This is a genomic window from Hymenobacter terricola, from assembly GCF_017921975.2.
GTDB classification, from domain to species: Bacteria; Bacteroidota; Bacteroidia; order Cytophagales; family Hymenobacteraceae; genus Hymenobacter; species Hymenobacter terricola.
This window is the reverse complement of sequence record NZ_JAGEMO020000018.1, coordinates 123,304-146,729: the sequence shown is the minus strand read 5'-3', so window position 1 is coordinate 146,729 and position 23,426 is coordinate 123,304. Positions and strand designations below refer to the sequence as shown.

The following is a 23,426-nucleotide window of genomic DNA, read 5'->3' as shown; positions in this document are numbered from 1 at the left end:
TGTTTCATTGGCTAGGTTTCGTCAGTGGCTTGGGGGGTGGTCACCGTCCAGCCGCAACGCTCCGGTAGGTCACCCAACTCCGCCAAATCGCACGGAATGCCCAGCGGCTTGAATTTCTCCCGCATCTTTTTCAGCAAGTCTTGCCGGCGAGTACGGCGGCTAAGCTCTTTCTGCCGCCGCTCATGGGCGGGCAAGGAAGTCCGCACGGGGTCTTCGGCCAAAAAGAAAACCACTTCCAATCGTTGGGACGGGCGCCGAACCGCTGCCCGCAGGTCGGGGGCTAGCAATGGGGTTTTGTTGCGCGCCCCCAAGTAGAGGCCGCTGCACGTATGCGGGGCTTTTTGGAGAATTTCCAAGGGGATTGCTCCGCTGCGCACCTCCTCTTTCAAGTCGTGCGCGTGCCCGCTGAAATCCTTGATTTCAATAAGCGTAATGGTGTGAAAGCCGGGTGAAATGCCGGCCACAATGTCCACGCCTTTGATGCCGTCCGTTTTTTCGAGGCATTCCTGGTAGAAACCAGGCCTGGACTTGTCCTTCTCGTCGTACTTGAAAGCGTGCCAGTTGTCGGCGTCCGGGAAATCAAACAATAGGCTGCCCTCAGGAATCACCGGCATAGTCCTGGTCTAAGGCATCCTCAAAATCGAAGGTCTGGGTCAGCTCCGCATCCAGTGCCGCAACGTGTTCGAGTTGGATAAAATCGTCCTTGGTTTCTACCTGCGTGGCCCCGTTCTCGCCCGCAAATAGCGCAAAATACCTGGCCGGCTGTTTCTCCCGCTGCGCCAGAATGTGCAGCTCCTTCAGCAAAAACAGGCTGTGCGTGGCCAGAATAATCTGGAAGCCCGCCCTGGCCAGTTCGGTGAGCACGGCGGCCATTTCCTTTAGCAGGGCAGGGTTGAGGTTGGCCTCCGGCTCGTCTCAGAACAGGGTGGTTTCGGGCGTGAGCGTGCCATTGGCCAGCAGCTTGTACAGCGTGGCAAATTTGCGGACGCCCTCAGCCACCATATTCAGAAGCTACGGATTTGCCAATCCAAAGCCCTGCTCTTTTGCTGTAGCGCGGACTTTGTGGTCCGCGTCCCCGCGCCGCCAGCTCGTTCCGGGACGCGGACTACAAAGTCCGCGCTACGCTCGCTGCTGCATCTTTTGTTGCCTATAAAGCCGCCCCAGCCCCGTTTGCTGCGTAAGTTGCGGCCGATGCTACGTCCGCTCTACTTTCTATTGCTGCTCATCGTGGGGGCCACCCAGCTGCCGGCCTGCGCCCAATCCGGCACCGATAAGCGGCCGGCCGCGCCGGAGGTGGCCACGCCCGGCCACCCATTGCCCTGGCTCGATTCGCTGCTGGCCGCCTCGCCGGTGCTGCGCCAGCACCAGGTGGGCCTGAGCCTGGCGTATGCCGACAGCGCCCGGCCTTTTTACGGCTACCAGGACGCCAAGTATTTCACCCCGGCCAGCAACATGAAAATGTTCAGCTTCTACGCCGGGCTGCACATCCTGGGCGACTCGCTGCCCAGCCTGCGCTACTTCAGCCGCAACGACACGCTGTTTTTCCAGGGCACCGGCGACCCTACGCTGCTGCACGGCGACGTGCCCAGCCGCCGCGCCTACAGCTTCCTGCTGCACCGCCCCGAACACAACCTGGCCTACTGCGCCATTGCCTGCGTCGCGCCCTTCGGCCCCAGTTGGACCTGGGACGACTACGGCTACTACTTCCAGCCCGAGCGCACGGCTTTCCCGATTTACGGCAACACGGTGCGCTTCTATGCCACGCCGCCGCTGCCAGTGCGGGCCGGGGGCGTGGCCGCCGTGCGTTCGCCCTTGCCGCCGCAGTCGCGGGTGCGGGTGCTGCCGCGCTTTTTCGCGCCGCTGGTGGGACCGGCCTCGCCCGATTTGCTCACGCCCGACTTCGACAAAGACACCCACGTCCTGCGCACGCCCAAGGAAAACCGCTTCTACGTGCTGCCCACCAACAAAAAGTGGGTCGATGAAACGCCCTTCGTCACCAGCAGCGGGCTGATGCTGCGGCTGCTGGGCGACACCCTGCGCCGGGCCACCACCGGGGCCGTGTGGCGCCCCCGGCCGGGCCTGGATTCCATTCGGACGCTCAACGGGCTGCGTGTCGACTCCCTCTACCGCCGCATGCTGCGCGTGAGCGACAACTTCCTGGCCGAGCAGCTGCTGCTGATGTGCAGCACCAAAATCGGCAAGCACGACTCGCTCAGCACGGCCCGTGTGATTCGCTACGCCCGCAAAAACCTGCTCACCGGCCTGCCCGACCCCATTTTCTGGGTCGATGGCTCGGGGCTTTCGCGGCTGAACCTCATCACCCCGCGCACCCTCACGGCCCTGCTGCTCAAGCTGCACCAGGAAGTGCCGGAGCGCCGCCTGCTCAGCCTGCTGGCGGCCGGCGGAGGCCAGGGCACCCTGCGCAAGCGCTACCATGACGCGGCCGGCCCCTGGGTGTGGGGCAAAACCGGCACCCTCAGCAACAACCTCAACGTGTGCGGCTACCTGCGCACCAAAAGCGGCCGGCTGGTGGCCTTCAGCTTCATGAACAACAACCACGTGGTAGACAGCGGCGACATGCGCAACGAGGTGGAACGAGTGCTGCGCCAGGTGCGCGAGCGGCTGTAAGCTATAAGTGGCGCAACGCTTCGGATAGGGAGAATGCCGGATGCTGACCGGCCGCAACGCCTGTTGGGTGCCGCGGCAGTGGCCCCGTGCCGGGGGGGCGCGTGATTTTGCCAGCCTACCGCGCAACGCCTGCGAAATGCCGGGCTGGTCCGGCCCGCGGCTGGTTCTGGGCTGCTGCGGTGCACCAGGCCATTATACCCATAACATGCTCTGATGCAATGAGCCGCCCCGGCAGCCCGTGGGGCGTGGGGCGGGGCCTTTCCGTTCGCTGGGAATTAAGGAGGGTCCGACGAGGGAGGACCGGGGTTAAACGATAGGAAAAATAACGGCGGGCGGCTCTCGCCAGCTTTGTATCGTCAAGTCGGAACAACCACCGCAGACCCCTCATCCCCGCCACTTCTTCTGTCGTCAATATGTCGTTTTTCTCCGCTTCCGATTCTTTGCAAACCCTGCGCCGGACGGCTTTGGCGGCCTTTGCCTTGTTCCTGCCCGTCGCGGCTTCGGCCCAAACGATTACCTCGTTTACGCCTACTTCGGCCACCGCCGGCTCAGTCGTTGCCATCACCGGCCTGAGCCTGGGCAGTGCCACTGCGGTGCTCCTGAACGGCCAGTCCCTGAAAATTACGTCCAACACGGCTACGGCCATCCTCGTGACGATTCCCGTGGCCGCCAGCACCGGCAAACTGGTGGTGACGACGGCCGCCGGCAACGCCGTCTCGGCCAACCAGCTGGGCATCACCCGCGGCTCGTCGGGGGCCAGCTTCCCGCAGCTGACTGCCAAGGGCAGCACTTTTAGCGGCATGCGGGTGACGGCCGCCACCATACCTGCCTACGGCACGGTGTCCTACTCCACGCCCACCTGCGCCGACCTCACCAACACCGGCCGCGCCGACCTGCTGATTGGCAACGGCAACGGCAACATCGAATACTGGAAACAAACGGCCGTGAACGGCTTGGCTTACACCAAAATCGGCAACCTGCAAGTGGGCGCTACCGACATCAAAGTAGCCAACTTCGCCAAGCCAACCGTGTGCGACATCGACGGCAACGGCCTGCTCGACCTGCTGATGGGCACCGGCGACAGCCAGCGCATTGCCCGCTTCGAGCAGACGGCTGCCGGCTCGGTCGCTTTCACCGCCAAAACCAATATTCAGGTGAGCACCGGCGGCGATTTGGTGACCGGCGGCCAATTCCCCCGCCCGGCCGTGACGGACCTGGACGGCGACGGCAAGCTGGAGCTGCTGATTGGCGACTACTCCGGCCTGCTGAAGCGCTACGAGGCTGTTTCGGTGAACGCCACAACGTTCATTCCCGATGCCGGCAACATCCAGGCCGCCGGCGCCAACATCAAAGCCGACGGCGCCGCCACCAACGGCACGGCCAAGCCCCTCGTGTTTGACCTGGACGGCAACGGCCTGCTCGACCTCATCATGGGCAGCCAGCTGGGCGCCATCACCCGCTACGAGCAGTCGGCCCGCTACGCCACCACCTTCGTTAGCAAAGGCAACCTGACCACCAACGGCAGTATGGCCATCAACATGGGCACCACGGCGGGCACCACCGCCAACGCCGAAGGCGGTTACGCCGCCCCGCTCATCACCGACCTCGACGGCAACGGCCGCCTGGACCTGCTGGTTGGTGACGCCAACGGTACCATCTACCGCTTCGAGCAGAACCAAGTGGCCGCCCTGTCGTCGTCGCCGCTGCCGGTGGTGCTCACCGCCTTCACCGGCCAGGCCGCCAGCACCGGCAACCGCCTGAGCTGGGCCACCGCTCAGGAAGTGAAAAGCGCCAGCTTCGTGGTGGAAGCCTCGGCCAACGGCACCGAATTCGCCGCCGTGGCCGAGCTGGCCGCCGCCGGCAATAGCGCTACGGCCCGCAGCTACGAGTACCTCGACGCTTCGGCCACGGCCCTGGCTGCCGCCCGCCGCTACTACCGCCTCCGCCAGGTAGACCTGGACGGGACGGTGGCCTACTCGCCGGTAGTTACCCTGAGCCGCACCGCTGCCGCCGTTACCACCGCCGAAGCCTACCCCAACCCCTTCGCCGAAAGCCTTTCGGTGGCCCTGCCCGGCAGCTACCAGCCCCAGGCCACGGCCGTCAGCCTCACCACCCTGGCCGGCCGCCCGGTATACGCTGCCAAGCTCCAGCTGAGCGCCGCGCCCCAGGCCCTGGTGGCCCTGCCCGCCCTGGCCCCCGGCGTGTACGTGCTGCGCCTCATCACCGCCACCGGCACCATCACCCGCAAAGTGACCCGGCAATAAGCCGACGATTTTCGAGCCGGGATTTAGTCTGAAATAACCACGGCCCCCGGCCTCCGTCATGGAGTGTCGGGGGCCGTTGCTTTTGCCCGGCATGGTTCGTTTGGAGCGGAAATGCTTTCTTTAGCGCAGCTTTTCAATTCTGTCCATTCCAGCCGCTGCTATGCGAACGATGCTTCCTATTTGCCTGCTGCTCAACGCGCTTTTTGTTGCTTCGTTCGAAGCCCGGGCGCAGTCCGCCGCCACGTTTCACACCCTGGATGGCCGCAGTCTGAAAGGCCCGGAAATTGACCGGCTGGTGAAGCAGCTGATGGACACGGCCCACATTCCCGGCCTGGCCCTGGCGCTGCTGGAAAACAACAAAGTCAGCTACCTCAAAGCCTACGGCTACCGCAACCTCGAAACCAAAGCCCCGCTGGAAACCGGGACTTCCATGTACGCCGCCTCGTTCAGCAAGGCAGTTTTTGCCTGCCTGGTGATGCAGCTGGTGCAGGAAAAGCGCCTCGGCCTCGACAAGCCCCTGGCGCAATACCTGCCCAAGCCCCTGCCCGAATACGAGGCCTACCAGGACCTGGCCGGCGACGACCGGTGGAAGCTCCTCACGGCCCGCCAGTGCCTCACCCACACCACCGGCCTGCCCAACTGGCGCTGGCTCGCGCCCGATAAAAAACTGCGCTTCAAATTCAACCCCGGCACCCAATACTGGTACTCCGGCGAGGGCCTGCAAATACTCCAGCTGGTCATCGAAGCCATCACCCAAAAAGGCTTATTGGAGTTGAGCGCCACGCAAATATTCCAGCCCCTGGGCATGGCGCACACCAGCTACGTGTGGCAGCCGGCCTTCGATGCCAACTACGCCCTGGGTTACGACGAGCAGGGCCAGGTTTTGGGCACGCACAAGCGCAGCAAAGCCCAGGCCGCCGGCTCGATGGAAACCACGCCCGCCGACTACGCCGCCTTCCTGGCCGGCGTGATGCAGGGCAAGCTGCTGAAGCCTGCCACCCAGGCCGAAATGACCCGGCCCCAGGTCCGCATCCCGTTCAAGGGCCAGTTTGGCCCCATGGCATCCGTGGTCGTGCCCGATAGTAACCGCGCCATCCGGCTGGCCTACGACTTGGGCTGGGGCACGTTCGAGTCGCCCTACGGCCACGCCTACTTCAAGGAAGGCCACGACGACGGCTGGGAAAACCACAGCGTCATCTTCCAGGACCGCAAAAAGGCCATCCTGCTGATGAGCAACAGCTCCAACGCCGAGCATATTTTCAAAGAGCTGCTGGAGAAGCTGCTCGGCGACAAAACCACGCCCTGGCAGTGGGAAAATTACGTGCCGTATTAGAACGAAGAGACGCGACCCTTCGCGTCTCTTCGTTGAACGACTGGTGCTGCGCATTCTCAACAACATCAGCAACGACAAGACGCGAAGGGTCGCGTCTCTACATTATCAGGCTTATTCTACCACCACCTGCTGGGCCGCCTTGAGGCCGCCGGCCTGCAGCCGCACGGTGTACAGGCCGGCCGCCAGCGCGCTCACGTCGACCTGCGTTTGGGTGCCGGCGGGGTTCAGCTCCAGCAAGCGGGTTTGCACCGGCTGGCCCAGGCTGTTGATGACGGTGACCTGGGCCGTGCGCTCGGCTGCCAGGGCCGGCAGGCGCAGGGTGAAGGCACGCTGGGCGGGGTTGGGAAAGACTTCGATGCTGCCCGCGCCAAGCGCCGCGTGGGCGGCCAGGGCATTTGCCGGGGCGAAGGTGTAGGTTTGGCCGGTGGCGGGCCGGGTATTGATGGTGTTGACGGGCAGGGCAGCCGTGGCGTTGTTCACCACCGCGGGGCTGGCCGAGGCATCGGCCAGCGAGATAAAGTTGCCGCGCCCGCCCGCCGCCGCCGAGCCGCCATCGATGCCAATGGACGCGCTGGCAATGCTGCTGTCAAAAGGCCCCGCTTCGGGCCGGTACACGAACTGGATTACGTTGGTGCCTTCGTAGAGCTTGACCTGAAACGAGAGGCTGGGCGTAGTGGCGTTGTAGCCGTCGGCCCAGTTCAGCCACTCAAACGTGAACACCCGGTTCGGCGCGCTGCCCGTGACGGCGTAGGAGGCCGTGCCGTTTACGCCGGTCATGTCGTCGTAGTACGGCGCGATGGTCGTCAAGCCCAGGCCCAACCCATTGATTGACTGCGAATACGTACTGCTTCCCCGCACGTCGATGTACCCGTCGGTAGTGGCCTGAATGGAATTGATGGCCCGGCCGCCGTAGTAAAAAGTGAACGGCAGCGGGATATTGGCCGAGATGGCATCATTTGCCGATAGATTGCTCACGGCTGTGCCCCCAACGATGGGCGTAAAAGTGCTGCTGCTGGCCGCAAATCGATATTGCGACACATCCTGCGCCCAGCCGGGCTGCGCGGCCAGCAGCGAAATCGCGGCCAGTAGCCAAAGCAATGGCCAGGGTGTTGCTGAATTGGGCCACACCGGCCGCACCGTTGGGGAAAAGTGGTTGAAATTTGCCATAACGATTTAGTGTAAGTGTATCGTAAATTAATACACTTAAATCGCAGAAGCAAGAATTCCCTATTGGTTTAATTGGCTAGCATTCGAACTGTTATGCTTACTTGGGGTACTGCTGAAGCGCTTTGCAAGACTACATGTGCACGGGCAATAACTGGACTGTCAGCCTTAATCAACTAAGGAATAAAGCGTGCTACGGTCGTTTTTAGCTCATCGCCGCGCAGGTTCGTGGCCACGATTTTGCCTCTGGGGTCAACCAGTAAATTCTGTGGGATGGCGTGCACGCTGTATAGTTTTGCGGCCTCGTTTTCCTGTTTCAGGTCCGATATCTGCGTCCAGGCCAGGTTGTCATCTTTGATGGCTTTGAGCCACTGCGCCCGGTTGCGCTCCACATCGATGGACACGCCCAGAACCTCGAAATTCCGGTCCTTGTAGGTTTGGTATACCGACGCTACGTTGGGATTTTCGCGGCGGCAGGGGCCGCACCAGCTGGCCCAGAAATCGACCAGTACGTACTTGCCCCGGTAGCTGGACAGGGCCACGGGCTTGCCCTCGGGCGTGGCCAGGGTGAAATCCGGAGCCTGCGCCCCAATGGCTATGCGTTGCAGCGCTTGCAGGGTGGCCGCGTAGGCCGGGCCTTCAGGCGTCGCCTTCACGCTCGGGGCCAGCAGGTTGAAGAGCGGTGCCACGGTGGCGTAGTTGGGCACGGCCCCACCCAGTTCCCTCACGGCGCCGAGGCTCATCAGGGTGTGCGGGTGGGCCTTGATGTAAGCGGCAAAAATGCCCATCTGCACCTTTTCAAGGGCATCGGTCTGCGTGTCCAGCTGTTTCTCCGGGGGCGGCCCGGTACTGGGCATACAGCGCGTCCAGCTGCTCGGTACTGGGCTTGAGCTGTGCCGTCAGCACCTGGTATTCGGCAGTCAGGGCCGAACCGGTGATTTTGGCGTGCTGCAAGCCTTCGCGGCGCAGGTACGCCTTGGCCGGGCCTGCCACCTGAGCCAGCCTGCCTTTTAAAGTAAAAGCCGCCGGGGCTTGGGCTTGGGCCAGCGCCGGGAAGCCGGGCAATACGGCCAGGACGTATTTTTTCACCGCAGCAGCAGATTGGAAAGGTAGAATTTGCCGGAACCTAGTACAGCACCCGGAACTTGATGGTGTGCTCCACCTCGCGCAGGGCCTGAATCACGTCGTGGTCGTATTCGCGGTTAATATCCGTAATCACGTAGCCGATTAGCTCGTTGGTTTTCAGGTACTGGCCCAGAATGTTGACGTGGTGGGCGGCCAGCACGTTGTTGATTTTGGCCAGCACGCCGGGCACGTTGGCGTGGATGTGGATGAGGCGGTGGGCCTGCTGCGTGGGCAGCTGAATGTTGGGGAAATTGACCGATTGCTGGGTGTTGCCCGTGTTGATGTACTGCATGATGCGCTCGGGCACAAACTCGGCGATGTTGCGCTGGGCCTCGGCCGTGCTGCCGCCGATGTGGGGCGTAAGCAGCACGTTGGGCAGGCCGCGCAGCTCGTTTTCGAAGCTCTCGTGGTTGGTTTTAGGCTCGTACGGAAACACGTCCACGGCCGCGCCGCCGAGGTGGCGGCTGCGCAGGGCGGCGGCCAGGGCCGGCACGTCCACCACATGGCCCCGGGCGTTGTTGAGAAACAGCGCGCCGGGCTTCATCAGGGCAAATTCGGTTGAGCCGAAGAAGTTCTGGTTCTCGGAGCGGCCGTCGATGTGCAGGGTCACCACGTCGGCTTGGGGCAGCAATTCTTCAAGCGTGCGGCACTTCACGGCGTTGCCGAGCTGGAGCTTTTCGGCCACGTCGAAGTACACCACCTTCATGCCCACGGCCTCGGCCACCACCGACAGCTGGCTGCCGATGTTGCCGTAGCCCACGATGCCGAGGGTTTTGCCACGAATCTCGAACGAGCCGTTGGCCGATTTGTCCCACTCGCCGGCGTGCATCTTGGGGTTTTTCTCGGGGATGCGGCGGGCCAGCACGATGATTTCGCCCAGCGCTAATTCCACCACCGAGCGGGTATTGGAAAACGGCGCGTTGAACACGGCCACGCCCTTTTTCATGGCGGCGGTGAGGTCAATCTGGTTGGTGCCGATGCAGAACGCGCCGATGGAAATCAGGCGGTTGGCGGCGTCGAGCACGCGCTGGGTTACCTGCGTTTTGGAGCGGATGCCGAGGATGCTCACGCCTTCGATGCGGGCAATCAGCTCGTCCTCGTCGAGGCCGCCTTTCACTTCCTCCACCTGGTAGCCTTCCTGGGTGAACAGCTCTTTGGCGCGGGCGTCGGGGTTTTCGAGGAGCAGAACCTTGATGCGGTTTTTGGGATACGAAAGGGTCATCGGAAGCTTAAGCTGATATAAAAACTCGTCAAAGGTCGGCAGCACTTCGTCGGCGCGGGCCACCACGGTGGGGCGGGCCACGTTTTCGGTGTAGGCGTAGAAGCGGTGGGCCAGGCCGGCTTCGCGGATTTGGTAGTCGGTGTAGCCATCGCCGAGCACGTACACGGGCCCGTCCAAATCGAGCAGCACGAGCTGGCGAATTTTGCCGCCGTCGCGGCTCAGCACATTGGCCGGGTCGCAGCCGGTGATGTTGCCGGCGGCGTCAAACGTGAAGGTGTTGGCCAGCACATGGTCGGGCGTGATGCCGAACTCGGCCACCACCGGCTCGATAAACTCCCGAAACCCGCTGCTGACCACGTAAATCCTATCCGCAAACTGCCGGAAAAAGGCCCCGTTGCGCCGGATGCTCTCGCTCACCTTGGTTTTGAGGCGGGCAATGAGCGGCGCGAGGTGCCGCTCGTTGGCGCCGAGCAGCGCCAGCCGCTTGGAAAGCGACTCCTGAAAGCCGATTTCGCCGGCCATGCCCTGGTCGGTGAGGGCCCGGATTTGGGCCACCACAGCGGCCTGGTCGGGGTGGCCTTGCAGGGCGATATCGGCCAGCTCATCAAGGCCTTCGACCTGGGTGAACGTGCTGTCAAAATCGAAAACGAGGTAGGGCAGGGGAGCGGCGGGGTTGGGCATGATTACAAAGATGCGGCCGGCGCTACCTTGTCGGGGTATTCGCAACCCAAGTATTTTATGAAACCTGCGCTCCTGTTGCTGCTGGCGTTGTTGCTGAGAATTCCTGCCGGGCCGGCTCCGGTGCGGGTCACGTTCAGCCCGTTGACGAAGGCGGCGTATTTGGCGGCGAAAAACACGTGTGTTTTAACCAGGCCGGTAATGACGTTTCCGTTGAAAAAGCAGCATGGACGAATTACGATTCCTACGGCAAAAGGCAATCGGGTTTTCCGCGACAACAACATCGATGAAGAAAACCCTGACTGGGAAAAATTTGCATATCGCGGCTACTTGCCGCAGTTTGAATGCCACTTAATTGAGCACAATCATTACGAATGGTCAAACTTTATTCTGCTCGATAAAAGTGGGCAGAAGACGGAGCTGTACGACTTGCCTAGGTATTCGCCCGACTTCAAAAGTTTTGTCGCTATTTCGGGCGGTATAGAATACTGGGCCTATCCGAATAGCATTCGCCTGTTTCGGTTTGAGAATGATAAATGGCGGGAAGTTTGGAAGCTGGAACCATCCATTGAGCCCATGACCTGGGAGCCAAATGATGTATACTGGCTTTCCACTAATGTTTTGATTTTAAAGAAGCGAATGTGGAATGGGAATCACGAAGGCAATAGCTATACCTACGCTAAGCTGACCATCCAGGAATAATTGTGCCATATGACTTGCGCAGTTGGCGCAATATCTTAGCTGCAAAGCGGCGTCACGTTGGTATTATTGTGATTGCCGACGCGTTCAGAGCCGCAAAGCGGCGGCATTTCAACCAGCGAAAAGTGCCGCCGCTTTGCGGCTCATTCCTGTTTTTTAATTTAGGTACTACCAACGTGTCGCCGCTTTGCGGCTTATTTCGACTATCCAACTGCCTAACTGCTACCATCAATCACTGTCTGTTTCCTTTGGGGGCTCATAGGCTTGCGCGAGCAGCCGCCGTAGCCCCGCCGCCAGCACCGCCGGGCCGTGCTGCACCGCCAGCAGCAGGGCCGCGAACGGCAGCAGCCACGCCATGCGCACTTGCAGGCGGTCGAGCACGTTGGCCAGGTTGCCGGTCACGAAGGCGTTGGCCACCAGCATCACGCCCACCAGCACCAGCAGCATGGCCCCCGCCGGCCCCACTCGGCGCCGGATGCCGGGCTGCGCCAAACCCACCAGCAGGGCCACGATGGAGAGCAGGTACACCCACGGCAGCCGCTCGTTGAGGGCCGTGAAGTCCAGCAGGCTCTGGTTCTGCATCGAGGCCATGTATTCCTTCAGCTCGTAGCCGTTTCGGAAGAGCCTGACCTGCGACCACGGCGGCGTATCGACCCCGCAGGCGGGCGGTGCGCCGGCGCCGTGCAGCGCGTGGGTGAGTTGGCGAAAAGTGGCCTGCACGGCCTCCGAGGCCAGGTAGGGGTAGTAGCGCGGGGTGGTGAGAACCTGCTTGATAATGCCACGGTACTCGTCGAGGTGGGCGTTCCAGCCGCCGGTCAGGTTCATGGGGCTTTTGGGGCTCCACACGAAGGCGCTGGCAGTGTTGGGCAGCGAGTCGCGATAGGCGCAGAGGGAGTATGCCTGCTTATCGCCGCAGTTGTGGTCGAGGAATTTCTCCAGGATGCCGGTTTCCGATAAGCGGCCCATGAGGAAGGCCGGCGCGGCGCGGGAAATGGCGAAATCGCCCCCAAACGCGGCGTGCAGGGCCGGCAGCACCAGCCACGCGGCCAGCACCGTGGCCAGGCTCTGGCGCCAGTAGGCCGGGCGCACCCAGCCCCGCCGGAGCCAGCCCCGCGCCCACGCCAACGACCCGAAACCACCCACCACCAGCGAAAACGTGAGCACGTTGGACGAATGCATCATGGCCGAAACCAGCGTGAGCAGCAGCAACCCCACCCGGCCCGGCGCGCTCGGCGCGCGGCCCAGCAGCACCAGCCCCAGGGCCAGCAGCCCGATGGCCGTGAAAATATCCGGCATCAATTCGCAGCTAATCCAGGACAGGCCGGTGGCCCACATGAAGGCCAGGAGCAAGGCCAGCCGCGTGGCCGGGTGCCGCACCCGGGGCACGTACACTTCCAGGTAGCGCAGCAGGAGCCCGGCCAGCAGCAGGCACTGAAAAAAAATGACGAACCACAGCGAGAAATTCAGGCTGGTGAGGCGCGTGAACAGGCCGTAGGTAATGGGCCGGTCGTCGGGCACGATGCCGCTGAGGCCGCTGCCGAGGTAAGTGCCCGTGTCGTAGGTCACGAGCGGGAAGCCGTTGTAGAGGCCGCCGTAGAGCAGCACCAGGCTCCCCAGCAGCAGCCACAGCAACGAATGGAAACGGCCGGCGCGGGCCGGTGGAAGGAGCGAAGGAGTGTCTTGCAAGGCCGAAGGATAAGGGGCGCAAGATAGGCCGGGCCGGTTGGCCGTTCCGCCGGGTTGGCCGGCTTTATCTTGCGGGCCAAACCTGTTCCGCTTCCCACTTTGCCCATGCCCCACCGCCTGCTTTTCGTGTACAATGCCGCCGGCGGCCGCTTGGTGGGCCTGAAGGATATGTTCCACAAAATCCTCTCGCCCAGCACCTACCCGTGCTCGCTGTGCGCCATCACCTACGGGGCCACGTCGATGCGGCCGGAGTGGAAAGAATTTATTGAAAAGCTGCCCATGCCGGTCGGATTCCTGCACCGCGACGAGTTTGTGCGCGACTACCCGCAGTGGAGGGCGCATCCGCTGCCGGCCGCCTTTGCCGCTTCCGAAACCGGGGCGCTGACGCCGCTGATTGAAGCGCCGGAAATGGACGCGGCCGACCTGAACGGACTGATGAGCTTGGTGCGCGCCCGGCTGTAGTGGCGTGTGCAAGAACGTCATGCAGAGCGTAGGGAAGCATCTCGCTCGGGTAAGTGACTCAATCGTGATGCCATCAATATGTAGCGGTGGCCCGCGAGATGCTTCCCTACGCTCTGCATGACGTTCATTTGTGTAATTATTCTTCGTTTTCTTCCTGAATTTTCGCATGAAAATAAATTTCCTGCCCGGCTGGCTGCTGGGCGCGGCACTGCTCGTGGCCGGCCCGGCCGTGGCGCAGTTCCAACCACCGGTGCCTACCGGCCCGGCGTATGACGCCCGCACGCTGTTCAACCCCTCGTTTATTGAGCAATTGGCCACGCCCACGCGCACGGCCGGCGGCCAGCCCGGCGCGGCGTATTGGCAAAACGCGGCCGACTACCAAATCAACGCCAGCCTCGACGAGAAAGCGGCCCGCGTAACGGCTACCGCCACCATCACCTACACCAACAACAGCCCGGACAACCTGCCCTTCGTGTGGCTGCAAGTGGACCAGAACCTGTTCCGGACCGACTCGCGCGGGGCGGCCGTGACGCCCGTGGTGGGCGGCCGCTTTGGCAACTCGGCCCGGGGGTTCAAGGGCGGCGACTCGCTGCAAACCGTGACCGTGGAGCTGCACGGCAAGAAGGTGCAGGCCAACTACCACGTGTATGACACGCGGATGCAAATCATCCTGCCCGAGGCGCTGAAAGCCCACGGCGACAAGCTGAAAATCACCGTCGCCTACGGCTTCAATATTCCCGAATACGGCGCCGACCGCCTCGGCCGGCTTAAAACCAAAAACGGCGAAATCTTCGAGGTGGCGCAGTGGTACCCGCGCATGGAGGTGTACGACGACGTGGAGGGCTGGAACACGCTGCCCTACATGGCGGCCGAGTTTTACCTCGAATACGGCAGCTTCGACTACACCCTCAACGTGCCCGCCAACTTCCTCGTGGGCGGCTCGGGTGAGCTGGTGAACCCCGCCGAAGTGCTGACTAACGCCCAGCAAAACCGCCTGGCCAAAGCCGCCGGCTCGGACCAGACCGTCATCGTGCGTTCAGTAGATGAGGTGACGCAGGCCGGCTCGCGCCCTAGTGGCAAAAACGGCCGCCTCACCTGGCATTTCCGCTGCCAGCGGGCGCGGGACGTGGCCTGGGCCGCGTCGGCGGCTTTTGTGTGGGACGCAGCTAAAATGAACCTGCCCAGCGGGCGCAAGTCGCTGGCCATGTCGCTTTACCCCGTGGAAGCGGCGCAGGACACGGCCTGGAACCGCGCGACGGAGTACGTGAAGAAGAGCATCGAATACAACTCGAAGCAGTGGTATGAGTTCAGCTACCCGGTGGCCACCAACGTGGCCGGCGTGGTGGGCGGCATGGAGTATCCGGGCATTGTGTTTTGCGGCGTGAACGCCCGCAAAGCCAGCCTCTGGAGCGTGACGGACCACGAATTCGGCCACAACTGGTTTCCGATGATTGTGGGCTCGAACGAACGCAAATACCCGTGGATGGACGAGGGCTTCAACACCTTCATCAACATCCTGTCCAGCAACGATTTCAACAACGGCGAGTACCGGAAGCAGCTCAACGACACGGCCCGGCTGGTGGGCGGCGTGGTGCGCGGCATCCTCGACCCCGCCACCGACCCGCCCTACACCGTGCCCGACGTGACGCAGGCCCGCAACCTGGGCTTCGCGGCGTATAGCAAAATGGGTTTCGGCCTGTTTCTGCTGCGCTCCGAAATCCTGGGCCCGGAGCGGTTCGACTACGCTTTCCGCACCTACATCAAGCGTTGGGCCTTTAAGCATCCGCAGCCCAAAGACTTTTTCCGGACCATGAACGAAACCAGCGGCGAGGACCTGACCTGGTTCTGGCGCGAGTGGGTGTACAACAACTGGATTCTGGACCAGGCCGTGACCACCGTGGCCTACGTGAACCAGGACCCCGCCCAGGGCGCCCTCATCACCATCGAAAACCGGGGCCAGGCCGCCATGCCCGTCACCGCCGAAGTCACCGAAACCAGCGGCAACGTCTCCCGCGTGCACCTGCCGGTCGAAATCTGGCAGCGCGGCGGCACCTGGACGTTCCGCTACAATTCCACCACCCCGCTCACGCTGGTGCGCCTCAACCCCACCAAGCTATTGCCCGACGTGAACCCCGGCAACAACGTGTGGCGGGCCCAGGTGCTGCGCTAGAACGAGTACCCCGAAGTTATATTTCGGCCCGTTGGAACAAGCCGTTTACGCCGGCCGCAATACGATTTCGGCGTGCTTGGTCGCCGCAATCAACGCTGAGCTATTTTTTGAGAAACGCAAAGCCCCGGCTACTTCTTAAGCGGCCGGGGCTTTGCGTATGTGAACGATTGTAGAGGCGCCATACCTGGCATCTCAGCGTTGAACGATGACCTGGTTGAACAAACACCCAAACGGTGCGGGCGACGAGAAGCAATTATGCGTCTCTACAGCCGTTGCTCAGTCCTCGTTCGACGCGCCAACGCGGCGGTGCTGCCGCCAGTTGGGGTTGTACTGCACACCGCCGAACAGGTACAGCATCAGCGCCCGCGAATAGCGCAGGATAACCGGCGTGAGCAGCACCGTGGCCCCGGTAATGATGCTCACATACACCCATGTATCGGGGTTGCCGAGCAGGTAGTAAATCGCCACGCCCAGCACCAGGAAGGTGGCCACGTTGAAGCCAAAGGTGAAGTACATGGAGCCGAAGTAGAAGCCGGGCTCAGGCTCAAACGACTGCCCGCAGTCGGGGCACTGCGCCGGCATTTGGGCAAATTTCGTGACGTTCAGCGCGGAGTAGCTGAACAGCTTGCCGGTGTGGCAGCGGGGGCAGCGCAGGTGGAGCAGCGCCAGCGCGGTAGAATCGACGAATTCGGAAGTATCGGTGGGTCCAGTCATAACCGGGGCAGGGGAGGTATGCATGAGGCAACTGAAATTATACGGGAAAATGCGGCCCGCGCTCATGCGCGCCTGGCCGGCGCGGCCTCGGCCGCATTAACCCCCAAAATTACCCGGCGCTTAGCCCTCCTTTGCAGCCCGTTTGCGGGGCTTTACAGGACGAATGTGTTGAGCACCCGGCGGCACGGGGCGTTGAGGTGGGTGCGATGATACTGGTTGAGCAGGGCGCCAAACTGCCGGATTTGCCGGAGGGCGCGGCTGGGTTCGGCGGCGCTCGGCATGACGGGCTAATGCACAAAACAGGGGCTTACGCCTCTCGCTTGGCACTGCACACGGGCACCCATTCCGCATTCTGGCACACGGGGCAGGTAGCCGTTTCGCCCCGCGCCACCTCCTGCACCTGGCCGCATTGGCAGCAGGCGTGGGGCCCGGCGGCGTCCATGCGGCGCCGGGAGGCCGCCAGCAGTTCGGGCCAGATGGGCAGGCCGGGCGTGGCTTCCTCGGGGGCGTAAAAGTAGGCGCTGAGGTTGCCGGTGGCTTCCATGTAGGCGCGGCGCACCTGGCCGAGGTGCTCCACCTGCTGCTGGCGCAGCTCGCCAAACAGCTCTTTTTGCGTGAGGTTGAGGTTGTTGAGATTTTTCACGTTGATGCGCCCTTCTTCGATGAGCAAAATGGGCGTGCCTTCCAGCCAGTCGCCGAAGCGCGGATACCACTCGGTGAGCCGGTTGAAAAACCAATACAACCCACTCACCACCACAAACACCACCGCCACGGGCAGCAGCGGCGTGTCGTGGTAAAACATGGTGTCGCCGGCCGCCGAGCCCAGGGCGAGGATGATGCTGAGCTCGAAAATGGAGAGCTGGCGCACCCCGCGCCGGCCCGTCACGCGCAGGGCTGCCAGCAACAATATGTAGGTAGCCACGCAGCGGAAGGCCACTTCGAACAGGAAGGCAGGCGGGGCGTCGGCCGTCCACAGCATGCGGTGCCAGTCGAAGGGCGTGATGGGTTCGGCGAGAAAAAGCATGGACGGAAAGCGGTTGGCGCTTCCACCGGTACGCGCCGGACGGCCCGCGGTTGGGCCTGTCGTACCTTTGCCGCACTGCTGGGGTCTGGTTGGCCCTGACTGGCGGGCGCTTTTCGGAGCGCCGCGTCAACGGGCAAAGCGCCTTGCTTTGGCCGTCGAGCTGGGACTGATTTTCGTCCCGGTCCAGCTTCGCCGACGCCCGCCAGCAGCGACCTGTTGCCTCGTTGCCGTGAACGTTTCGTTGTTGATTTCCCCCGCCATTCGGGTGGGGCTGCTGGGCGCGGCGGCGGCGCTGTCCGGCTTCGGGGCTTCGGCCCAAATAGCCGCCGCGCCGCGCAGCCGCATCTTTGCGCTCACCAGCACGGCCACCGTGCCCGTGCCCCCGGCCGGCACCCAAACCCTGGACCTCTGGCTGCCCGTGCCCCACACCGACGCCAACCAGGACGTGGCCGACCTGAAAATCGAGTCCCCGGTGCCGTACAAAATTGAGAAGGGCGCCTTCGGCAACCAGATGCTGCACCTGCGGCCGGCCGCCGTGCCCACCGCGCCGCTGGTGGTGAAGCTCACGGCCCAAATCACGCGCCGCGAGCACCTCAACCTGCGCGCCAACGGCCCCACGGCCGACGCTGCCAGCAAAGCCAAAAAGGAAAGAACGGACCCCGATATGGCCCGCTGGCTGGCTCCCGACCGCCTCGTGCCGCTCGATGCCAAAATCAAGCAGCAGGCCGAAGAAGTGGTGGCCAAAGCCCACGCCAAAACCCCGCTTGAAAAAGCCCGCGCCATCTACGAGCACGTGGTGAGCACCGTGGCCTACGACAAAACCGGCCAGGGCTGGGGCCGGGGCGACATCTACTACGCCTGCGACGCCCGGCGCGGCAACTGCACCGACTTTCACGCCATCGTCATCGGCTACTGCCGCGCCTTGGGCATTCCGGCGCGGTTCAGCATCGGGCTGCCGCTGCCGGTGGGCCGGGGCAAGGGTGAAATCAAAGGCTACCATTGCTGGGCCGAGTTCTTCACCCCCGAAACCGGCTGGGTGCCCGTCGATGCGTCCGAAGCCGCCAAGAACCCCGACAAGCGCGCCTACTTCTTCGGGGCCCACGACGAAAACCGCGTCGAATTTACCCGGGGCCGCGATGTGGAGCTGACGCCCAAGCAGGCCGGCCCGCCGCTCAACTACTTCGTGTACCCCTACGCCGAAGCCGATGGCCAGCCATTGGAAGTAGCCCTGAACTACGAGTATTCGGACATCACGGCGCAATAGGCATTGCTGAAAAGTAGGAACGGTCCGGCTGAGCCTGCGCTCAGCCGGACCGTTCTGCCAATTACAAAGTACGCCGGCGCTACGGGGCCAGCACCAGCTTGCCGAAATTCTCGCCCGAAAACAGCTTCAGCAGCGCTGGCAGGAAGTTTTCGATGCCGTGCTCGACCTGCACTTTGGGCGATTTCAGCTTGCCTTCCTGAATCCAGCCGGCCATTTCGCGGGCGGCGGTGGCGTAGTTGGCGGCGTTGTCGAACACCACGATTCCTTCCATGCGGGCGCGGTTCACGAGCAGCGAGAGGTAGTTGCTGGGGCCCTTCACGGGCGTCGTGTTGTTGTACTGCGAAATGGCCCCGCAGATGACAATGCGGGCGTGCAGGCGGATTTGCTCCAGCACGAAATCGAGGATTTCGCCGCCCACATTGTCAAAATATACGTCGATGCCCTTGGGGCAGGCGGCGCGCAGGGCAGTGCGCACGTTCTCGGTTTTGTAGTTGATGGTGGCATCAAAACCCAGCTCCGTGGTGCAGTATTCGGCCTTTTCCTCGTCGCCCACAATGCCCACCACGCGGCAGCCTTTGAGCTTGGCAATCTGGCCCACCACGCTGCCCACGGCGCCGGCCGCGCCGCTCACCACCACGGTTTCGCCCGCTTTGGGCTGGCCGGTGTTCAGCAGGCCGAAGTAGGCCGTGAGGCCGGGCATGCCGAGCGTGGCCAAATAGGTTTCGAGCGGGGCGAGGCGGGTGTCCACTTTCACCAGGTATTCGGGGCTGGCGGGGTCGGTGGCCCCGGCGCCCGCCACGGCGTATTGCTGCACGCCGAGGTTGCCGGTCACGTAGTCGCCCACCGCGAAAGCGGGGTTCTGCGATTCCACCACTTGCCCGGCCGTGCCGGCCCGGAACACGTCGCCAATCTGCACGGGCTTGATGTAGGAGCGGCTTTCGTTCATCCAGCCGCGCATGGCGGGGTCGAGGGAAATGTAGCTGATTTTGACCAATACCTGGCCCTCGGTAAGGGCGGGCGTCTCGACGGCGTCGAATTCGAAGTTGGCGGGCTGGGGCAGGCCGCCGGCGGGGCGGGAAGCTAGTTTTACGCGGTGGTTGGTGGGCATGGGTGGGACGAGGGTTTAAGGGAATGGCAAGGCGTTGGTACGCGGCCGCAAGTTGGCCCCGCGGCCGCTTGACCTAGGTTAGGAAATGAGCGGGCCGGGGCAGAAAAACACTTCGTTCGGCAATTACTCGCCCTCCGCCGCTTTCACTGGCTGCGCGGTTTCCAGCGTCTCCAAATCCTCGGCCGTAAGGCGCAGCTCGGTGGCTTCGAGCAGCTCCGTGACCTGGCCCACGCTGGTGGCGCTGGCAATGGGGGCCGTCACGGCGGGGGCCTGCATCAGCCAGGCCAGGGCCACCTGGGCGGGCGTGGCCTGCTGGCGGTTGGCCACGGCATCGATGGCGGTGAGCAGGTTCAGGCCCTTGTCGTTCAGGTATTTCTGGCCGATGCCGGCGCCGCGCGGGCTTTTCTGCAGGTCGTTCTGGTCGCGGTATTTGCCGGTGAGGAAGCCCGCCGCGAGGCCGTAATACGGAATGGCGCTGATGGTTTCTTCGAGCAGGAGCGGGGCAAGGTTCTGCTCAAAATCCTCCCGGTCGTAGAGGTTGTATAGGTTTTGCAGCGTCTCGTAGCGCGGAAACCCGTGCTGCTTGCTGGCGGCCAGCGACTCGCTCAGGCGCGCCGCCGTGAAATTAGAAGCCCCGATGACGCGCACTTTGCCTTCCTTTACCAGCTGGGCGTAGGCTTCCAGCGTTTCCTCCACGGGCGTGGTGGGGTCGTCTTTGTGCGACTGGTAAAGGTCGATATAATCGGTCTGGAGGCGCTTGAGGGAGCCTTCCACGGCGCGCAGGATGTAGTCCTTTTTCAGGCCCTTGTGCTCCGCATTCACTTCCCAGCCCACTTTGGTGGCAATCACCACGTCGTCGCGCCGGCTGCGCCGCTGCAGCCACTTGCCGATGATGGTTTCGGACTCGCCGCCCACGTGGCCGGGCACCCACACCGAGTAGCCGTCGGCCGTGTCGATGGCGTTGCCGCCGCCGGCCACGAAGGCGTCGAGCACGGCGAAAGAAGTGGCTTCGTCGATGGTCCAGCCGAAGACGTTGCCGCCCAGCATGAGGGGCGAAATAGCGAGGCCGGAGCGGCCGAGTTCACGGGTTTGCATGGGGGAAATTATGAGTTATGAGTTACGAGTTGGGCTGGGTTCAGGCTTCGTAAAATTCCAGCGGCAGCCCGTCGGGGTCGGCAAAAAAGGTGAAGCGGCAGCCGGTCAGCTCATCAAGGCGAACGGACTCGCAGGGCACGCCGTGCTGCTCCAGGTGCTGCATGGCGGCGGCCACATCGGCCACGGCAAAGGCGAGGTGGCGCAGGCCGGCGGCCTCCGGGTAGCTGGGGCGCAGCGGCGGGCTGGGGAAAGAGAATAATTCGAGCACGTACTGGCCATTCACCGCCAGGTCCAGCTTATAAGAATTGCGCGCGGCGCGGTAGGTTTCGGCCAACACTTCCAGGCCGAGAATTTCGGTGTAGAAGCGCTTCGAAACTTCGTAATTGGAACAGATAACGGCGACGTGGTGCAGGCCAAGGAGGGGCGGCATGGAGCAATTGAGATTGTTTGCGCGGGTTAAAAAAGCCCGTTGTGCTCGTCTGGTGCGGATGCCGGGTGAGTACAACGGGCCGGGAAGAAAATAACGGCCTACTCGCTTACCCAGCGGGTTTTATCGTGTATTGACCCGCGCTCGCCGGGCGGCGACGGCACCTCAATGTACCCCAGCTGAAAGAAGCCCAGCAGGCGGTCCTCCGCGTCTAAGCCAAAAAACGCTTTGGCTTCCTCGGTGTAGGTGATGCCGCCGCTGCTCCAGTAGCCGCCGAGGCCGTAGGCGTGGGCGGTGAGGTGCAAGTTTTGCACGGCGCAGGCCACGGCTTCGATTTCCTCGATTTCGGGCAGGCGCGGCTCGGTGCGCTTCATGGCAATGGCGATGACGTGCGAGCACTGTGGCGGGTTGTTGCGCAGGTTGGCATGCTTGCCCGCTTTGTAGGCCGGGCCGGCGGTTTGCGCGTACAAATCGGCCTGGAATGCAGCCAGTTTTTGCAGGCCCGCGCCCGTGAACACGGTGAAGCGCCAGGGCTCGGTTTGCTTGTGGCTGGGTGCCCAGTTGGCGTTTTCCAGCAGCTGCCAGATGATGTCGTCGGGAATCACCCGGCCGGGCACGAACTGGGGAATGAACGTGCTGCGCCGGGTCCGGATGAGGCGGTTGATTTGCTCGGTATCGAAAAGGGAGGAAAGGAGCATGCGGAAATATGTAGGGAGGTAAAACAGGGCCGTCGCAGTCTGGGCTAGCCCGGTTGGACGCGCCGACTAATGGATACGTTATTCCGGTTGGAACATCCAGCCCGGGGTTTAAATTAGCCTGGCATCACTTCATGGCGACTTGTTGCCAGGCCTGGTAACCGTGGGGCGGCAGCGTTACGCTACTGGTCTTTCCGAATGCCGACTGCGTGTGACCATCGAATAGCGAAACGTAGTACCAACCCAGCGCGCTTGGAGTTTCTGGCAGAGTCACACGTTGCGATTTGTCGCTCAGGTTTACGGCAACTACTACGCCTTCCAGGTCTTTACGGCGGTCAAAAACCACGGTGCCGGGCGGGCTGGGCAACAGCCGAAACGTTGATGCCGCATCGAAATTTCGCAGTGCCGGGTGCTGCTTCTTCAGCTGCAACAGCGTAGTGTAGAAGCTTTCCAGCGGGTAATTTCCCCACGGAATGGTGTCTTTATCGAAGAAGCGGAGGCGGCGTTTCATGGCCGCTTCCTGGCCGTTGTAGAGCATCGGAATGCCGGGCCAGAGCATCGTGAGCACGGCTTCGGGCAGGGCATTGGCCCCGAGGCGCTCGTACTCCGAGCCGTCCCAGGCGTTGATGTCGTGGGTGCTGGTGAAGGCCATCAGGTTCACTCCGGCCGGGTACATCCGGCGCTCGGCGGCCCAGTAGCGGGCCAGCTCGGTGGTAGGTTTCCGGCCCCGGCCCAGGCTGTCGAGCAGGCCGTGCAGGCGCAGGGCGTAGGTGGCATCGAAGGCCTTTTCGAGCAAGTGGGTGTGGGGCGTGAACTCGCCTTTTTTGAGGAAGGTGGGCGGAAACAATTCGTCCCACTCGGCCAGCATGAACACCGGCTTTATCTTCTCCAGCTCCTGGCGGGTGTCGTTCCAGAAATCGGTGGGCACCAGCCCGGCCACGTCGCAGCGGAAGCCGTCGAGGCCGGCGTTCTTGACCCAGTACGCCATGCTTTCGGTCATGTACTGGCGCAGGGCGGGCTTGCGGTAGTCGAGGTCGATAACGTCCTGCCAGTCGGCCACGGGCGGCTGGAAATTGCCTGTGCTGTCGCGGGTGTACCAGTCGGGGTGCTCTGTGGTGAGGGCATTATCCCAGCTGGTGTGGTTGGCCACCCAGTCCAGCATAACGTGCATTCCGAGCCGGTGGGCCGTGTTTACGTAGTGCTGCAAATCGGCCAGCGTGCCCAGGTCGGGGTTCACGGTGCGGTAGTCGCGCACGGAGTAGGCGCTGCCCAGCGTGCCCTTGCGGTGGCTGACGCCGATGGGGTTTATCGGCATCAGCCAGAGAATGCCCACGCCCAACTTTTGCAGGCGCGGCAGGTCCGGCTCGGCCGCCCGAAACGTGCCCTGCGGCGTGTACTGACGCACATTGACCTGATAAATGGTGGCATTGGCCGCCCACGCCGGGTGCCTGATGGTGAAAGCCGTCGAATCGGGCACGGGCGCCTTGGCTGCCGTCTCGGTTTCGGTAGTGGACTTGGGGCCCGACTGGCAGGCACCAAGCACGAACAGCGGCAGGAGCAAGGCCCACTGCAGGCAGGAAAACGAGGCGTGAGTCATGCCGCAAAGTAAAGAAAATCGGGCAAGGCAGCGGGGGTGCATCTTTGCGGTGGCCGGTTGGCTTTGAGCAC

At 62.9% G+C, this 23,426-nt stretch carries 21 protein-coding genes and 1 pseudogene; 7 read left to right on the top strand and 15 right to left on the bottom strand.

Annotated elements, in window-relative coordinates:
* Positions 1-11: 11 nt before the first annotated feature.
* Positions 12-614, bottom strand: coding sequence for a hypothetical protein (locus J4G38_RS14765; RefSeq protein WP_210518650.1), 603 nt, complete (start codon positions 612-614; stop codon positions 12-14).
* Positions 598-903: pseudogene (locus tag J4G38_RS14760) on the bottom strand (hypothetical protein); the annotation flags it as partial. The pseudogene J4G38_RS14760 and the gene J4G38_RS14765, both read right to left, overlap by 17 nt.
* 288 nt (positions 904-1,191) lie before the next feature.
* Between J4G38_RS14760 and J4G38_RS14755 the strand changes: the two are divergent.
* From J4G38_RS14755 to J4G38_RS14745, 3 genes are all read left to right on the top strand, one after another.
* A complete protein-coding gene (locus J4G38_RS14755) occupies positions 1,192-2,628 on the top strand; it encodes a D-alanyl-D-alanine carboxypeptidase (protein WP_210518646.1) in 1,437 nt (478 codons plus the stop codon).
* A 413-nt stretch (positions 2,629-3,041) separates the two neighbouring features.
* Complete coding sequence (locus J4G38_RS14750) at positions 3,042-4,892, top strand: FG-GAP-like repeat-containing protein (RefSeq protein WP_210518644.1); 1,851 nt, start codon at positions 3,042-3,044, stop codon at positions 4,890-4,892.
* A gap of 160 nt (positions 4,893-5,052) precedes the next feature.
* Complete coding sequence (locus J4G38_RS14745; RefSeq protein WP_210518642.1) at positions 5,053-6,225, top strand: serine hydrolase domain-containing protein; 1,173 nt, start codon at positions 5,053-5,055, stop codon at positions 6,223-6,225.
* Positions 6,226-6,336: 111 nt separating this feature from the next.
* Here J4G38_RS14745 and J4G38_RS14740 read toward each other — a convergent pair whose 3' ends face one another.
* The 4 genes from J4G38_RS14740 to serA form a co-directional block, all read right to left on the bottom strand.
* Complete coding sequence (locus tag J4G38_RS14740) at positions 6,337-7,392, bottom strand: T9SS type A sorting domain-containing protein (protein ID WP_210518640.1); 1,056 nt, start codon at positions 7,390-7,392, stop codon at positions 6,337-6,339.
* Between the two features lie 173 nt (positions 7,393-7,565).
* A complete protein-coding gene (locus J4G38_RS14735) occupies positions 7,566-8,246 on the bottom strand; it encodes a TlpA family protein disulfide reductase (RefSeq protein WP_210518638.1) in 681 nt (226 codons plus the stop codon).
* A complete protein-coding gene (locus tag J4G38_RS14730) occupies positions 8,188-8,478 on the bottom strand; it encodes a hypothetical protein (protein ID WP_210518636.1) in 291 nt (96 codons plus the stop codon). The genes J4G38_RS14735 and J4G38_RS14730 overlap by 59 nt, the downstream gene beginning before the upstream one ends.
* Before the next feature lie 37 nt (positions 8,479-8,515).
* Positions 8,516-10,417: a phosphoglycerate dehydrogenase gene (gene serA, locus J4G38_RS14725; protein ID WP_210518634.1), complete on the bottom strand. Its 1,902-nt coding sequence runs from the start codon at positions 10,415-10,417 to the stop codon at positions 8,516-8,518.
* A 57-nt stretch (positions 10,418-10,474) separates the two neighbouring features.
* Between serA and J4G38_RS14720 the strand changes: the two genes are divergently transcribed.
* On the top strand, positions 10,475-11,116 hold the full coding sequence (locus J4G38_RS14720; RefSeq protein WP_210518632.1) for a hypothetical protein: 642 nt from the start codon (positions 10,475-10,477) through the stop codon (positions 11,114-11,116).
* A gap of 225 nt (positions 11,117-11,341) precedes the next feature.
* Here the strand turns inward: J4G38_RS14720 and J4G38_RS14715 are convergent, their stop codons facing one another.
* On the bottom strand, positions 11,342-12,799 hold the full coding sequence (locus J4G38_RS14715; RefSeq protein ID WP_210518630.1) for a hypothetical protein: 1,458 nt from the start codon (positions 12,797-12,799) through the stop codon (positions 11,342-11,344).
* Between the two features lie 105 nt (positions 12,800-12,904).
* Here J4G38_RS14715 and J4G38_RS14710 point away from each other — a divergent pair, with 105 nt between their 5' ends.
* The gene (locus J4G38_RS14710) at positions 12,905-13,261 is read left to right on the top strand and encodes a hypothetical protein (RefSeq protein ID WP_210518629.1); all 357 of its coding nucleotides are present in this window, start codon (positions 12,905-12,907) and stop codon (positions 13,259-13,261) included.
* A gap of 166 nt (positions 13,262-13,427) precedes the next feature.
* On the top strand, positions 13,428-15,431 hold the full coding sequence (locus J4G38_RS14705) for a M1 family metallopeptidase (RefSeq protein ID WP_210518628.1): 2,004 nt from the start codon (positions 13,428-13,430) through the stop codon (positions 15,429-15,431).
* 276 nt (positions 15,432-15,707) lie between these two features.
* On the opposite strand, the gene J4G38_RS14700 is transcribed toward J4G38_RS14705, so the two are convergent.
* From J4G38_RS14700 to J4G38_RS14695, 3 genes are all read right to left on the bottom strand, one after another.
* On the bottom strand, positions 15,708-16,145 hold the full coding sequence (locus J4G38_RS14700) for a DUF983 domain-containing protein (protein ID WP_226163435.1): 438 nt from the start codon (positions 16,143-16,145) through the stop codon (positions 15,708-15,710).
* Positions 16,146-16,297: 152 nt separating this feature from the next.
* Positions 16,298-16,426: a hypothetical protein gene (locus J4G38_RS28690; RefSeq protein ID WP_262906081.1), complete on the bottom strand. Its 129-nt coding sequence runs from the start codon at positions 16,424-16,426 to the stop codon at positions 16,298-16,300.
* Between the two features lie 26 nt (positions 16,427-16,452).
* Positions 16,453-17,169, bottom strand: coding sequence for a DUF421 domain-containing protein (locus tag J4G38_RS14695; RefSeq protein WP_210518627.1), 717 nt, complete (start codon positions 17,167-17,169; stop codon positions 16,453-16,455).
* A 229-nt stretch (positions 17,170-17,398) separates the two neighbouring features.
* Here J4G38_RS14695 and J4G38_RS14690 point away from each other — a divergent pair, with 229 nt between their 5' ends.
* Complete coding sequence (locus J4G38_RS14690) at positions 17,399-18,433, top strand: transglutaminase-like domain-containing protein (protein ID WP_226163434.1); 1,035 nt, start codon at positions 17,399-17,401, stop codon at positions 18,431-18,433.
* A gap of 79 nt (positions 18,434-18,512) precedes the next feature.
* Here J4G38_RS14690 and J4G38_RS14685 read toward each other — a convergent pair whose 3' ends face one another.
* The 5 genes from J4G38_RS14685 to J4G38_RS14665 form a co-directional block, all read right to left on the bottom strand.
* Positions 18,513-19,541: an NADP-dependent oxidoreductase gene (locus tag J4G38_RS14685; protein WP_210518625.1), complete on the bottom strand. Its 1,029-nt coding sequence runs from the start codon at positions 19,539-19,541 to the stop codon at positions 18,513-18,515.
* A 123-nt stretch (positions 19,542-19,664) separates the two neighbouring features.
* Complete coding sequence (locus J4G38_RS14680) at positions 19,665-20,636, bottom strand: aldo/keto reductase (protein WP_210518624.1); 972 nt, start codon at positions 20,634-20,636, stop codon at positions 19,665-19,667.
* A gap of 40 nt (positions 20,637-20,676) precedes the next feature.
* The gene (gloA2, locus tag J4G38_RS14675; protein WP_210518622.1) at positions 20,677-21,066 is read right to left on the bottom strand and encodes an SMU1112c/YaeR family gloxylase I-like metalloprotein; all 390 of its coding nucleotides are present in this window, start codon (positions 21,064-21,066) and stop codon (positions 20,677-20,679) included.
* Positions 21,067-21,164: 98 nt separating this feature from the next.
* Positions 21,165-21,761, bottom strand: coding sequence for a nitroreductase family protein (locus J4G38_RS14670; RefSeq protein WP_210518620.1), 597 nt, complete (start codon positions 21,759-21,761; stop codon positions 21,165-21,167).
* 124 nt (positions 21,762-21,885) lie between these two features.
* Positions 21,886-23,355 (bottom strand): alpha-amylase family glycosyl hydrolase, encoded by a 1,470-nt coding sequence (locus tag J4G38_RS14665; protein ID WP_210518619.1) that lies wholly within the window; start codon positions 23,353-23,355, stop codon positions 21,886-21,888.
* Positions 23,356-23,426: the final 71 nt, after the last annotated feature.